12 protein-coding genes are annotated in these 13,600 nt (G+C 72.2%); 8 read left to right on the top strand and 4 right to left on the bottom strand.

Features of this window, described 5'->3' with window-relative positions; all coding sequences use genetic code 11:
* The first annotated feature begins 51 nt into the window (after positions 1–51).
* A complete protein-coding gene (locus HNP84_RS37150; protein ID WP_185054710.1) occupies positions 52–945 on the top strand; it encodes a 2-dehydropantoate 2-reductase in 894 nt (297 codons plus the stop codon).
* Positions 946–962: 17 nt separating this feature from the next.
* Here the strand turns inward: HNP84_RS37150 and HNP84_RS37145 are convergent, their stop codons facing one another.
* Positions 963–1,547 (bottom strand): DUF1707 SHOCT-like domain-containing protein, encoded by a 585-nt coding sequence (locus HNP84_RS37145; RefSeq protein WP_185054709.1) that lies wholly within the window; start codon positions 1,545–1,547, stop codon positions 963–965.
* An 83-nt stretch (positions 1,548–1,630) separates the two neighbouring features.
* Here HNP84_RS37145 and HNP84_RS37140 point away from each other — a divergent pair, with 83 nt between their 5' ends.
* Both HNP84_RS37140 and HNP84_RS37135 read left to right on the top strand, forming a co-directional pair.
* Positions 1,631–2,371: a TetR/AcrR family transcriptional regulator gene (locus HNP84_RS37140; RefSeq protein WP_185054708.1), complete on the top strand. Its 741-nt coding sequence runs from the start codon at positions 1,631–1,633 to the stop codon at positions 2,369–2,371.
* Positions 2,372–2,526: 155 nt separating this feature from the next.
* Positions 2,527–5,298, top strand: a complete 2,772-nt coding sequence (locus tag HNP84_RS37135) for a CARDB domain-containing protein (RefSeq protein ID WP_185054707.1) — start codon at positions 2,527–2,529, stop codon at positions 5,296–5,298.
* 34 nt (positions 5,299–5,332) lie between these two features.
* On the opposite strand, the gene HNP84_RS37130 is transcribed toward HNP84_RS37135, so the two are convergent.
* Together HNP84_RS37130 and HNP84_RS37125 are read right to left on the bottom strand one after the other, a co-directional pair.
* Positions 5,333–5,971, bottom strand: a complete 639-nt coding sequence (locus HNP84_RS37130; protein ID WP_312926600.1) for a class F sortase — start codon at positions 5,969–5,971, stop codon at positions 5,333–5,335.
* A 10-nt stretch (positions 5,972–5,981) separates the two neighbouring features.
* A complete protein-coding gene (locus HNP84_RS37125) occupies positions 5,982–6,254 on the bottom strand; it encodes a hypothetical protein (RefSeq protein WP_185054706.1) in 273 nt (90 codons plus the stop codon).
* 165 nt (positions 6,255–6,419) lie between these two features.
* Between HNP84_RS37125 and HNP84_RS37120 the strand changes: the two genes are divergently transcribed.
* From HNP84_RS37120 to HNP84_RS37110, 3 genes are read left to right on the top strand one after another with little or no spacing between them, the layout of a single operon-like run.
* Entirely contained in the window at positions 6,420–7,103 is a 684-nt protein-coding gene (locus tag HNP84_RS37120; RefSeq protein ID WP_185054705.1) for a response regulator, read from the top strand.
* A gap of 44 nt (positions 7,104–7,147) precedes the next feature.
* Entirely contained in the window at positions 7,148–8,608 is a 1,461-nt protein-coding gene (locus HNP84_RS37115) for an ATP-binding protein (RefSeq protein ID WP_246519178.1), read from the top strand.
* Positions 8,605–9,135 (top strand): hypothetical protein, encoded by a 531-nt coding sequence (locus HNP84_RS37110; protein ID WP_185054703.1) that lies wholly within the window; start codon positions 8,605–8,607, stop codon positions 9,133–9,135. Before HNP84_RS37115 ends, HNP84_RS37110 begins: the two co-directional genes overlap by 4 nt.
* Positions 9,136–9,188: 53 nt before the next feature.
* Here HNP84_RS37110 and HNP84_RS55505 read toward each other — a convergent pair whose 3' ends face one another.
* Positions 9,189–11,522, bottom strand: a complete 2,334-nt coding sequence (locus HNP84_RS55505) for a fibronectin type III domain-containing protein (protein WP_185054702.1) — start codon at positions 11,520–11,522, stop codon at positions 9,189–9,191.
* 225 nt (positions 11,523–11,747) lie between these two features.
* On the opposite strand from HNP84_RS55505, the gene HNP84_RS37100 reads away from it, so the two are divergent.
* A complete protein-coding gene (locus tag HNP84_RS37100; protein WP_185054701.1) occupies positions 11,748–12,689 on the top strand; it encodes a carbohydrate ABC transporter permease in 942 nt (313 codons plus the stop codon).
* Positions 12,690–12,701: 12 nt separating this feature from the next.
* Positions 12,702–13,583, top strand: a complete 882-nt coding sequence (locus HNP84_RS37095; protein ID WP_185054700.1) for a carbohydrate ABC transporter permease — start codon at positions 12,702–12,704, stop codon at positions 13,581–13,583.
* Positions 13,584–13,600 lie beyond the last annotated feature (17 nt).

Here is a 13,600-nt window from a genome sequence, read left to right as displayed (position 1 = left end):
AGGATCAGCGGTGATGAGGGTGATGAGGCCGGCGATGGGAGCGCGGGACCGTTGAGCTCCATCGCCGTCATCGGAGCCGGAGGGATCGGCACCGTCCTGGCCGCGGCGTTCGCCGACGCCGGACACGAGGTCGTCGCGTGCACCCGGCCGGTGCCGGGCCCGCTCGTCCTGGAACGCGGCGGCTCGGTGCACGAGCTCAAGGTACGGATGGTCACCGACCCCGCGGCGGCGACCCCGGCGGAATGGGTGTTGCTGTGCACCAAGGCGCACGACACCCGGGCCGCGGCCCCATGGCTGGCGCGTACGTGCGTGGCCGGGACGACGGTGGTGGTGTGCCAGAACGGCATCGGCCACCTGGGACGGGTGGCCGGTCTCGTCGGGCCGGCCACCCCGCTCCCCGCGCTGGTGTACATCGCGGCCGAGCGGGTCGGTCCCGCGCGGGTGCGCCACCACCGGGGCACCCTGATCGTGGTGCCCGCCGGTGAGCCCGCCGACCGCCTGGCCGGGCTCGCTCCGGCCGGCATCGAGGTACGGGGCGAGCCCGACTTCGTCACCGCCTCGTGGCGCAAGTTGCTGACCAACGTGGCGGCCAACCCGATCACCGCGCTGACGCTGCGGCGGATGAGCGTGCTCGGCGATCCGGAGGTCCGGGAGCTGGCCACGGCCCTTCTCACCGAGGCGGTGGCGGTGGGCCGGGCGGCGGGCGCGGACCTCGGCCCGGACGACGTGACCCGGATCCTCGCCTTCTACTCCGAGCTGGGCCCGGAGGACGGCACCTCGATGCTCTACGACAGGCTGGCCGGCAGGCCCACCGAGTACGAGCTGTTCAACGGGGCGGTGACCGCACTGGGCCGCCGGCACGGCGTCCCGACCCCGGCCAACCAGGCGGTCTACGCCCTGTTGCGAGCCGGCGAACAGGCGCAGGCCCGGGGCGGGCATCACTGACGCCCGGGTGCCGGGTCTCAACGCCGCGCGTGGCGGATCTTCAACCGTCCCAACCCCATGGACCCGGAGATCCGGATCCGGGGGCCGCCGGGGCGGGAGCGGCGCCGGGTCTTGTGGATCGGGTCCTTCCATCCGGTGTGCAGGTCCTCGATGTCGACGATCGCGTCGCGGGGGACCGTGATCCGGGCGCTGCCGGTGCCGAGGTGCAGCTCGATGTCGATCACCGGGTGCTCGATGACCGCCCGGGACAGGTCCAGGCGCACCCTTCCGAGGGCGGACTCGACCTTGAGCGTCCGAGGTACTCGCCATGCGCCGCGGCGCCTGATCCGTCCGCCGACGGCGGCGATCGTGGACGTGGCGCCCGCGCTCTCCTCCGGGAGCGCGGCCAGAGCCGACGCGAGCTCGCCGCGCGTCTCGGCGGTGAGCACCTGGTGGAGGCGTTCGTCCAGTTCCTCGTGAGGGATGTGCCCTTCGGCGTACGCCTCGCGCAGGCGCCGCACGGCCGTGTCGCGCTCGTCGTCGCCGATCCGCCGCCGGTCCGGGTGGTCGCCGCCGCCCGGCACCCGGGTCGCGCCCTCGGCGACCACGCTCGGGTCGGCCATGATCCCTCCACTGGGTACGTTGTACGCGATTATGCCGCCAGACTAGGTTACTGGGTACTATGTACGCAATAGGGGGTGGAACGGTGGCCGGCGTCGAGCACGTGAGCATCTGGATGCGGCCCGAGCGCCCGGCCCGCGGGCCGAAACCGGCCTACAGCCGCGCGCAGATCACCGATGCGGCGATCCGGATCGCCGACGCCGAAGGGCTGGAGGCCGCCACCATGCGGCGGATCGCCGCCGAGATCGGCGCGGGGGCGATGTCCCTCTACCGGTACGTCCCGAGCCGTGACGACCTCATCGAGCTCATGGCCGACCGGCTGATGGGCGAGATCGACGTCGCGGGACTGCCCTCCGGCGACTGGCGCGCGGACCTGACGCACTACGCCGGGGAGGTGCGGGCGATGTGGCTGCGGCACCGGTGGATCGCCACCGTGCAGCGGTCGCTCGCCGGCCTCGGCCCCAGCCAACTGCTCCTGATCGAACGGGTGATGGGGGTCCTCGACCCCCATCTGTCCATCGACGAGAACCTCGGCCTCATGGCCATCCTGCACGGCTACGTCGAGAGCGCCGTCCGCGAGGAGATCAGCTCGGCCGAGGAGGTCCGCCGCAGCGGGCTCAGCGAGCCGGAGTGGATGGCGCGCAGCTCCCCGCGCATCCGGCAGATCGTGGGGAGCGGGGAGTACCCGATCTTCACCAAGATCGTGATGGAGGCCCGCCACCCGCGCCTGAGCCGCGACGACCAGTTCCGGTACGGGCTGGAGCGCGTCCTCGACTGCATCGCCGCGGCCCTCCCGGAACCGCGCCGGCGGTCACGCCGCCGGTGAGCCGGCGAGCGATCCTCGAGCTGCCTGCCGCCTTCCGCGCTCCGGTGGCGAGCGGGAGCCCGACCTTCACCATGGGTTGAGTAGGGGCCTACTCATGGCGCGGGCGCGCCGATCGGCGACGATCTGCCGGGAGCACACCTGAGGAGGCCACCGGTATGCACGCCCGGCAGCGCGGACCCGTCCGTACGATCCTGGTTTCCCTGCTGGTCGCCGCGGTGGCGCTGGTGCCGCTGCCGGGGCACGCGGCCGAGCCGGTCCGGGCCTCGTGCGAGTTCCCGGCGGGCGGGCTGTTCATGATGGAGGGAGACAGCCTGCCGGCCGAGGTCGCGTTCACCAACGACAGCGATCACGCCGTGGTGTTCCGGGTCGTGATGCGGGAGAACTTCCACTACGGGCCCGAGCACGTCGTCCTCAGCCACGTGCTCGGCGAGGGGCGTGCCCACCAGGCCGAGATCGACCTGGGGCCGGCGTACGGGCTGGGGCTCGGCCCGGCCGACATCGTGCTGGACGTCGAGACCTCCGACACGGGAGAGACCGCCATCGCCACCTGCACGGTGACCGTGCGGGTCCTGCCGCTGCCCGACTCCGACGGCGACGGCCTGCCCGACGAGTGGGAGACCAAGGGCATCGACTACGACAAGGACGGCGATGTGGACTTCGCCCTGCACGAGGAGGCCGTCGATCCCGAGCGCAAGGACGTCTTCGTCGAGCTCGACGCCATGCTGTGCGACCGCTCCGACCCCGCCACCTCCTTCTGCCGGCGCCCGCGTACGATCTCGCCGGAGGCGGTGGGCCGGGCGCAGTGGGAGTTCGCCGAGCAGGGGATCGCGCTCCACGTGGACCGCGACGTGGACCCGGTGTCGGAGATCCGGTTCCTGCGGTTCGACACCAAGGGACCGGGCGGCCTGGACGACTTCGACGACCTCAAGATCGGCTACCCGGAGCGCCCGTGCGACGGCACGTTCGGCACCCGGGCCGACCGCGAGTCCTCGAACTGCGAGAACATCCTCGGGGCCAAGCGGCTGGTGTACCACTACGGGATCCTGGCCCACGCCCTCGCGGACCGGGGCACCACGTCGGGCTACGCCGAGACCGGCGACGACTCCGCCGCCACGGTCGCGGACGCCCTGCGGGCGGGCACGGCCCTGCCCGGCGGCAACGACTTCGTGATCACGCTCGGCGCCTGGACCGACGAGATGATCGCCAGGAACGGCGGGCTGAGCGCAGTGCAGGCGGGCGTGTTCCTGCACGAGCTCGGCCACAACCTCGGCCTGCAGCACGGTGGAGCGGACCCGATCAACTGCAAGCCGCACTACCTGAGCGTGATGAACTACCTCTACCAGTTCCCCGCCAACCTCTCGCAGAGGACGCCGGACTTCCAGGACGAGGAGCGCGGCACGCTGAACGAGAAAGGCGGCCTGGACGAGACCGTCGCCGCCGTCCCGGGCACGGAGAACGAGGTGGAGCCCAAGAGCGTCGTCTACGGCGTGGGCGGGGTGCGCCACTCCGGCTACGCCGACGCCGCCGCCGACTGGAACGGTGACGGTCAGTACCAGACCGGCGTGACCGCCGACATCAACCACGTCCGGCTGGGCGAGGACACGACCTCCTGCCCCGCCTCCCCCGATCAGACCCTGAGCGCGTGGAACGACTGGGAGCACGCGCGGTACAACTTCCGGCAGAGCCGCATGTTCGCCGACGGCGCGCACAAGGGCGCCTCCGGCGCCGCCGGCGACGAGATCACCGGCGAGGCCGCGCTCAGCCTGAACTCGCCCATCGACCTCGCCGTCACCGCGACGGTGGACAAGGCCGAGGCCGGCGCCGGCGACACGCTCACCTACACGGCCACGGCCACCAACAAGGGGCCCGCCGCCGCCCGGCGGGTCGCGCTCACCGGCACCCCGCCGGACGGTCCCGCGGTGAACCGGCCCCTGCCCGACCTGGCGGCCGGGGCCGAGGCCACCGAGACCTTCACCTACACGATCCCGTGCGGCACCCCGGACGCGGCCACCCTCACCGGCAAGGTCCAGGTGACGGGCACCAACGAGTACGGCTCCCCCGAGCAGGGCACGCTCGGCGACAACACCGCCACGGCCTCCACCACGGTGCGCCGCCCGGTCCTGGAGGTGACGGCGACCGCCGCCCCGGCCGGGAACGCGGGCGAGGCGATCGGCTACACGCTCGCCTACCGCAACACGGGCGGCGGACCGGTGACCTCGGCCACGGTCACCGCCACGCTGCCCGCCGAGACGTACTACAGCCCGCCGCTCGACCAGGGCGCGGGGCCGCGGCCGGACGCCGTCGTCCGCGACGCCGACGGCACCACCACCCTGCGCTGGGACACCGGGCCGATCGCCGCCGGGGCCGCCGCGCCCGCCGTGGCCTTCACCGCGCGCCCCGGCCTGCTCCACCCGGAGGGCGCGACCGTCTCCGTGCCGGTCTCGGTGCGCTTCGCCGACGGCGGCTGCTCCTTCACCCCGGCCGCGACCTCGGCGAGCACCCGGATCACCACGGTCGCGCCCACCCGCGACCCCATGCTCGTCACGCTCTGGTCGCTGCTGCCCGGCCTGCGCACGCCGGAGGCCCTGGCCCGGGTCCAGGCCACCGACACCCGGTTCGACGCGGACGCCGACGGCGCGCTGTCGCAGGCCGAGGTCGCGGACGCGTTCCGCCTCCCGCTGCTCCAGCCGCGCACCCTGCGCGCGGAGCTGCTGGCGACGTACCTCAATCTGGCGACGCGCCGGATCGACGCGGGCACCGCGATCGACTCGCTCACCGCGCGCCGGCTCGGCCTGCACACGGTCCGCGACGCCGTACGGCACGCCCGCGCCGCGCTCGCCCGGCCGCCGCACCAGGACCCGCTGGGCCACACCGCCGCCACGGTGCTGCTCGTGGAGATCAACAGCGGCGTCGCGGCGCGGTACTGATCCGCGGCGGCCATGTGGGCGCCCGAGGGGCCGATCAGGCGAGACGCGCGTAGACGATGACGTTGTCCCGGTAGTGGCCGGTCTGACGGTCGAAGCCGCCGCCACAGGTCACCAGGCGCAGGCCCGCGTGGTCGAGCGGACCGTACACCCGCTGGGAGGGGAAACGGCTCTTGGGCACCTGTTCCACCGACTGCACCACGAAGGTGGCGACCGACCCGTCCGCGCGGGTGACGGAGACGGTATCGCCGCGGCGCAGCCGGCCGAGATCGTGGAAGACGCCCCTGCGTCCGTCGCCGTCCACGTGTCCGAGGATCACGGCCGCCCCGCGCTCCCCGGGCGTGTAGCCGCGCGCGTACCAGCCGGCCTGCTCGGGCCGGTCCACCGGCGGCACCTGCACGGTCCCGTCGGCGTTGAGGCCGAGCCGGGAGAGGGGAACGTGCACGCCGATCCTCGGCACGTCCAGGCGGCGCGGCTCGGAACGGGGCAGGACGGGAGCGGCCGAACGGGAGCCCGTCTCCGGCGTTCGCCCGCGGGACGGGTGACTCGCCTCCACCGCCTGGGGCGGGGCCGGAGGGGTCGCCGGGGGCAGGACACCGGTGCCCACGAGCACGGCGCCGGTCACGGTGAGGGCGGCGGCCGCCAGGCCGAGAGCCCGGTGGCCGCTCCCTGTCACACCCGGCACCTCACACCCGGGCGTGCTTACGGCGGCGCAGCACCAGCAGGCCCGTCCCGGCCCCCGCCGCGAGAAGGACCCCGCCGACCGGCACGAGAACGCTTTCGCCGCTGCCGCCGCCGGTCTCCGGAGCCCCCTCCGGCACCGGGTGGGGCGCCTCTTCCGACGGCTTGGCCGGTGACGGCACGGGGGTGGGCGCCGTGGCCGCCAGGGCCGGTCCGGCGCCGTTCAGCACGGCGACGGCGAGCCCCGCCGCGGCCAGGGCGTTACGAGCGAATCGCATACATCCTCCTAGGGGCGGCCACACACCGCCCGCGTTCAGGGTTCCGATGGAGAGCGCTCAGATGCTGGCAGGGCGATGTCCGCTGGCGATGAGTGGAATGTCATGAGCGTGTAATGAATATCGCTATCCTCCGGAATCGCGGTGACCAAGCCGGATACTTGGACGGTGGCCAGAGTGATGCTGATCGAGGACGATCCGTCCGTGCGGGAGGGGTTGCGTCTCTCGCTCAGCCGCCATGGCCACCAGGTCGACGCCGTCGGCACGGGCGAGGAAGGGCTGCGGCGGCTGCGGGGCGCCCCCGCGGACATCGTCGTGCTCGATCTGATGCTTCCCGGCCTGGACGGCTTCGAGGTGTGCCGCCGGATCCGGGCGGACGGCCCCACGCCCATCGTCATGCTCACGGCCCGTGGCGACGACCTGGACGTGGTCAGCGGCCTGGAGGCGGGCGCCGACGACTATGTGGTCAAGCCGGTACGGCCGCGCGTGCTGGAGGCGCGGATCCGCGCGGTGCTGCGGCGCGGGAGCCCGTCCGCGGCGTCCGGGGCCGGGCCCGAGGTGCACGGTGACCTGACGATCGACCGCGGCGCGCTCACCGTGTGCAAGGCCGGCGTCCAGATCACACTGCCGCCGCTGGAGCTACGGCTGCTCCTGGAGCTGTCGGCGGCGGCCGGCCAGGTCTTCAGCCGCCAGCAGCTCCTGGAGTCGGTGTGGGACCTCGATTTCCTGGGTGACTCCCGGCTGGTGGACGCGTGCGTGCAACGGCTGCGCACGAAGATCGAGGACGTGCCGTCGAAGCCCCGGTACGTCCAGACCGTGCGCGGGTTCGGGTACCGGTTCGGCCCTCTGTGACACCCGCTGGAGAAGGCAGGCGGAGGCCGCGGCTCCCGCTGGGGTTGCGCGGGCTCCGGGCCCGGCTGGTGGTCGTGTTCGTGCTGCTCGCCGGACTGAGCGCGCTGACCGCCGCCGGACTCGTCTACCGTCAGTCACGCGACCTGATGCTGACCCGGACGGAGTGGTCGGTCGTCAACGAGTTCCGGCTGCGCGTCGCGTCCCTCACCGAGAACATGCAGCACCCTCCCGACCGCGCGGCCCTGCAACGGCTCGCCAACGGTGTGGCCCCCGCGTTCCTGGAGGCGACCGGCGCCGCCGTCTACCGCGGCTCGGGCTTGATCGCCTCTGGAGACGGCACCGGGCCGATCACGTCCGCGCTGCGCAGCAGCGTCGCCGGGCGGCATCGCCTGGTCTACCAGCGCGTCGTCTCCGCCGGTACCCCGTACCTCGTCGTGGGCACGCCGGTGCTGCTGGGCCGGCAGCGGACCCCTTCCGGAGTGGAGGTCTACCTCGTGACCCCGCTGGAGAAGGAGGCGGCGGACCAGGACGCGCTGGTCGCCGCCGCGTGGAACGGCGTGCTCCCGGTCCTGGCGCTGGCCGTGCTGTTCGCCCTGCTGGCGGCCGGGGGCGTGCTGCGTCCGGTCCGCGATCTCGACCGGGCGGCGCGCAGGCTGGGCGCGGGTGAGCTGGACACGCGGCTGAAGGTGACCGGCGGCGACGAACTGGCCCGGCTGGTGAAGACCTTCAACGCCACGGCCGCCGCCCTGGAGGCCAACGTGTCCGAGCTGCGCGAGATGGAGGTCAGGGCCCGCAGGTTCGCCGCCGACGTGTCCCACGAGCTGCGTACCCCGCTCGCGTCCATCTTGGCGATGGCGGAGATGTTCGAGGAGGAGGCCGGCCACCTCGAAGGCGACCTGGCCCAGGCGGCCCGGCTGCTGAACCTGGAAGTGGGCAGGCTGGTGCGGCTCGTGGAGGACCTCATGGAGATCTCCCGCTTCGACGCGGGGGCGGTGCGGCTCATCCTCGACGACGTCGATGTGGCGCAGGCGATCCGAGGCTGCCTGCGTACCCGCGGCTGGAACGACAGCGCCGTCCTGGACCTGCCCCCGGGTGTGCGGATACGCATGGACCCGCGCCGGTTCGACGTGATCGTGGCCAATCTGGTCGGCAACGCCTTCCGGCACGGCGCTCCCCCTGTCACCGTACGGCTGCGCGCGGACGGCCCGCGGGACACCGGCCACGTCGTCATCGAGGTCCAGGACGCGGGCCCGGGGGTGGACCCGGATCTTCTCCCGCACGTCTTCGACCGCTTCTTCAAGGCCGACGCGGCCCGGGCGAGGTCGGACGGGAGCGGGCTCGGCCTGGCCATCGCCCTGGAGAACGCGCGCCTGCACGGCGGCTCGATCGACGTGGCCAACCCGCCCGGCGGCGGCGCCCTGTTCCGGATCACACTCCCCCGCCGCCCGACGCCCCCGGCCGCCCGGCCCGAGACCTTCTCGCCGCCTCGTGCGGAGCCGAGATGAGCGCCCGCGTGCCGGCATGGGCGCTGGCGGCCGCCTCCCTGCTGGCCGGCTGCGCCATCAGCCCGACCGGCGTGATGGACGGGGGCGAACCCCCCACCGGTTTCCAGCCCAGCACCCGGCTCTACTTCGTCTCGGACGCGCGGCTGCGGGCCGTGAGCCGGCCCATGCCGTGGCCCTCGGTGCGGGACACGCTGGACCTGCTGCTGGAAGGGCCCACCTCGGCCGAGCGGCGGCAGGGGCTACGCACCGAGCTGCAGCCCGGCATGGACACGCCGGCCGAGGTCACCTCGGACACGGCGAGGGTCCGCATCACCCTCGCCGACCCCGTACCGGTGCCCCGCGAGAGCGCGCCGGTCAGGTCGCGTTCCCAGAACCTGTGGCTGGGGCAGCTCACCTGCACCGCCGCGAGCGCCCTGGCCGCGCGCTCGAACATCGACCCCGACGCCGTCACGGTCGTCATCCGGCGCGGCAGGGCCGAACGGCTCGGCTCCTTCCGGTGCTCGGAGTTCCCCCGCGCCCCGGAGTGACGCTCGGGGAGGCCGGCATCCGAGCCGCGTCCGATACCGGCCTCCCCGGCGCGTCACCGGAACGAGATGGAGTCGATGGCGACGGTGCCGTTGCCGCCGTACCAGAAGCCCATCGCGAGTTGCCCGGGGGACGCGCGGTCGATCCCGTTGGCGGACATCGGGATCTTGACGTCCTGGTAGGCGGTGGTGATGGCCGGGCGGCCGCCGCCGTCGAGGGTGAAGTCACCGAAGACCTTGGTCACCCCGCCGAGGCTGAGGTTGAAGTGGGCCTGCTCGCCCCCTGCCGCGCCCTTGATCCGGATGACGAGGTGGGTGTACGCGGACAGGCCGGTGTTCACGTCGCTGCCGAACCAGCCGCAGTTGTCGTACCGCAGGCTGAGCGCCCCGCCGGACTCCGCGCCGGAGCCGCCGCCGTTGAGGAAGCAGTTGCCGCCGGTCCACCGGCCGAGGTCGTTGCGTGCGGCCGACGGATACCCCGGGTCGCCGTCGAAGTCGTCGAGGACCAGGCCGGTGGCCGGCGACGGCAGGGTGACGACGGTGACGGGCGCGGACGCGGCGGAGGTGTTGCCCGCGGCGTCGTACGCCCTCACGGTGTAGGTGTAGGAGGTCGCGGGGGCCAGCCCGGTGTCGGTGAAGGAGGTCGTCGCCGACGTGCCGACCTCGGTTGCGCCGCGGTAGATGCGGTATCCGGTCACGCCGACGTTGTCGGTGGACGCCGTCCAGGACAGGGTGACCGAGTCCGCGGTGCGCGACGGAGAGGTCAGCCCGGTGGGCGCGGCCGGCGCCGTGGTGTCGCCGCCGCCGGTGCCGACGGTGACCGAGCCGAGGCCGAGCCAGCCGTCGGGGCCCTGGGTGGCGTTGGCGAAGCGGAGCTTCTTGGCGTTGGCGGAGACGGCTTCCAGCGGGTTCTTCACCCGCAGGACCCACTGGTAGCTCCCGTTGGGCACGCCGGACAGGTTCACGCTCGTCTGGAAGTACTGCGGATACCCGAAGTCAAGATATGTCGGATTTGAACCCACGCCCCAGTCGGGGAACGCGCGGATCTTGAGCGGCATGACCGTGCGGAGGTCCCAGGACGTGTCGAAGGTCTTGACCACGGTGCCGGCGCCGTTCCTCAGGCCGAGCGTGACCGTCCACGGGTAGTAGAACGGGGCCACGCCGTTGTTGCGGATGCGCACGCCCACGTTGGTGGTCCCGCTCGCGGTGTTCTTGAAGTACGCGTTGTCGACGGTGAGGTCGTAGCCCATGAGCCGGACGGCGGCCGCCACGTTCGGGTCGCCCGGCGCGTAGTTCCGGCTTCCTTCGTTGATCTTCCAGGTGGTGTGCTCCAGCTCGATGCAGGCCTTCATGTCGTCCACCTGCCCGGAGCCGCCGGGCCAGGACGCGAACGCCGAGGACTGGATCTCGGGCCGGACCTCGCCGCCCATCGAGGCGGTGATCCACTTGTTCTCGGCGCCCTCGTCGAGGGCCCGCTGGAGCTGGGCGTAGCCGGCCCCGCCGAGCGACCGCGGCAGCGTGACGCCGGCCGGCGGCGAGCCTTCGCGGTAGCAGAAGGAGTCGTCGTGGTATCCGATGTCCCGGTTCGTCGCCGCGCCTCCCGCCGAGTCGGGGTAGCGCATCTCCAGCTTGGTCTCGTCGAACGCGTCGTCGTACGCCTGGAGGATCCGCGTGGCGTTCGCGTCGGTCGGCATGAAGTTCGGGTAGGTGTCACCGCCGGTGTCGGTGTCGAACGGCCAGGTGTGCCACTCGCCCCACAGCCCGATCAGGCCCAGGTGGATGAACCCGATGCGCGGGTCGCCGTCGTACCGGGCGCCGAAGGCCGCGATGAAGTCGCTCAGCGCGTCGAGCAGGTACGGGCTGTCGTAGTCCGGGCTGGTGGTGCCCCAGTAGGTGTTGGCCCGGTACGTGACGTGCCCGTCGAAGCAGCGCGGGATGGCGTTGGCCGGGTGGCTCCCGCTGCCGCCGGGATACTCCAGGTAGAACCGCACGGCCGCCTGGTTGCCGTACGAGGCGATCTCGTTCAGCGCGTCGTCCAGGACCGACCAGTCGTACTTCGAGCAGTCGCCGGGGTCGGTCATCACCTCCGACAGGCCGAAGTAGCTCCACATGAGGGAGTGCGGGTAGCCGGTGTTCTGGTCGCTGCCGGGCCAGTAGAAGCGGGCGAATCCCTTGAGCGGGTTGTCCAGCGGCGCGGGCGCGGACGCCAGCGGATGCGCCTGGAGCGACGGGTCGGGCGATGGCGGGGCCGCGGGCCGCGGCGGCACCCCGCCCGGGACCGGGGCCGCCGCTCTCGCCTGGACGGCCGGGAGCAGGGCCAGCGCGACGGCGGCGAGGGCCGCGAGCGCGGCACGGAGAAGCCGCCGCGACGGCAGGGCTAAGGCAGGCATGACTGAGGAACCTCCGAAGTACGTGGGCGGCAGGCGCCTGCGGCGGGCCGCGGATGAGCCGCCGCATGGGGGTTGACGTGGGACGGAAGGGTTCGGAGAGGTCGCTACGCGCTCACAAGATATGAGGAGCTATTGACAAACTTACGATGCCTCACATCATTATTCCGAAGTGACCGCGTGACAAGAGGTCAATTTCACTGAGCCCCGAGGACGATGATGAGAACGATGCGGACCGAGGAACGGTCGCAGGTCGCCGAGCCGCGCGATGCCGGCGCACCCCGGCGAAGACGGGCCCGGCCGCGTGACGATCGCCGGGCGGCCTGGATCTTCCTGATCCCCGCGATCGCCGGCTTCGTGATCTTCTACGGCTACCCGACGGTCCGCGGATTCTGGTACTCCCTGACCGACTACAACCTGCTCACCGACCCGGCCTACGTGGGCGGGGACAACTACGCCCAGCTCGTGCGCGACCCGCAGTTCTGGCACTCGCTCACGGTCACCGGCTACTACGTCCTGATCAACATCGGCTCGCAGATGCTGCTCGGGCTGCTCCTGGCCGCGCTCATGCACCGCCTCACCCGGTCGGTGATGCTCCGCGCGATGCTGCTGCTGCCGTGGCTGGTGCCGAACGTCACCGTCGGCCTGCTGTGGATCTGGCTGCTCGACGCCGACCTCGGCTTCGTCAACCACCTGCTGAAGGCGCTCGGCCTCGGCACGGTCGGCTTCTTCGTCTCGCCCGACTGGGCGATGCCGACGATCGCGATGGTCAACACCTGGGCGTACACGGGCTACACCGCGCTCCTGCTGTACGCCGGCATGCTGCAGATCCCGCAGCACCTGTACGAGAGCGCCGCCATCGACGGCGCCGGCGAGCTGCGCATGTTCCGCTCGATCACGCTGCCGATGCTGCGGCCCGTCCTCGCCCTGGTGCTGGTGGTGTCGCTGATCGGCTCGTTCCAGATCTTCGACACGGTCGCCGTGGTCGCGGGCGGCAGCGGGGAGAGCAGCGCGATCAGAGTCATCTACTACTTCATCTACCAGCAGGCCTTCAAGTACTTCCACATGGGCTACGCCTCGGCGGCGGCACTCACGCTCGCGCTGATCCTCGGCGTGCTCACGGTCGTGCAGATGCGGCTGCTGCGGGCGTCCCGCTCGGACCTGGCCTGAGGAGAGAACACCTTGCGGCGCATCGCGAAGATCGGCCGGTTGCCGGCCTGGGCAATCCTGGCCGTGGCCCTCGTGCTCACCCTGTTCCCCTTCTACTGGATGGTCCGTACGGCCCTCACCCCGGCCGCCGACCTCTACTCCGACAGCGGCGCCCTGTTCCCGCAGAACCCGACGATGGTGAACTTCCAGCGCATCCTGGGGCTCACCACCCAGGAGGAGGCCCGCGCGGCGGGCGGGTCGGGCGCACAGATCGACTTCGCCCGCTACCTGCTCAACTCGGTCGTCTACAGCGGCCTGATCGCGACGCTGCAGACGTTCTTCTGCGCGATGGCCGGGTACGCGTTCGCCCGGCTGCGCTTCCCCGGGCGCGAGCTCGTCTTCGGCATCATGATCGCCGCGCTCATGGTGCCGCCGATCTTCACGCTGCTGCCCAACTTCGTGCTGGTGAAGAGCCTCGACTGGGTCAACACCTTCGCCGGGATGGTGGCCCCGTCGATACTGATGACCCCGTTCGCGGTCTTCTTCCTGCGGCAGTTCTTCCTGTCCATCCCGCGCGACGTGGAGGAGGCGGCCCGGCTCGACGGCAACGGCGCGTGGGGCGTGTTCTGGCGCATCGTGCTGCCGATGAGCCGCGGGCCGCTGATCACCATCGGGCTCACCACGACCGTGTGGGCGTGGAAGGACTACCTGTGGCCGCTGCTGGTCGGACGCGAGGAGGAGACCCGCGTCCTCACCGTCGCGCTCGGCGTCTTCCTGCAGCAGTCGCCCAACACCCGCCCCGACTGGACCGGGCTCATGGCCGGTTCGACCCTCTCGGTCCTGCCGGTTCTGCTCCTGCTGGTCTTCCTCGGCCGGCGGCTGGTCCAGTCGCTGAACTTCTCCGGAATCAAATAACCCCCCGCAAGAGAGGC

This window comes from Thermocatellispora tengchongensis (assembly GCF_014202315.1).
In the GTDB taxonomy this organism is placed as follows: Bacteria; Actinomycetota; Actinomycetes; order Streptosporangiales; family Streptosporangiaceae; genus Thermocatellispora; species Thermocatellispora tengchongensis.
Note: the sequence above shows the minus strand (reverse complement) of the source record. Positions and strands in the feature narration are given on the sequence as shown.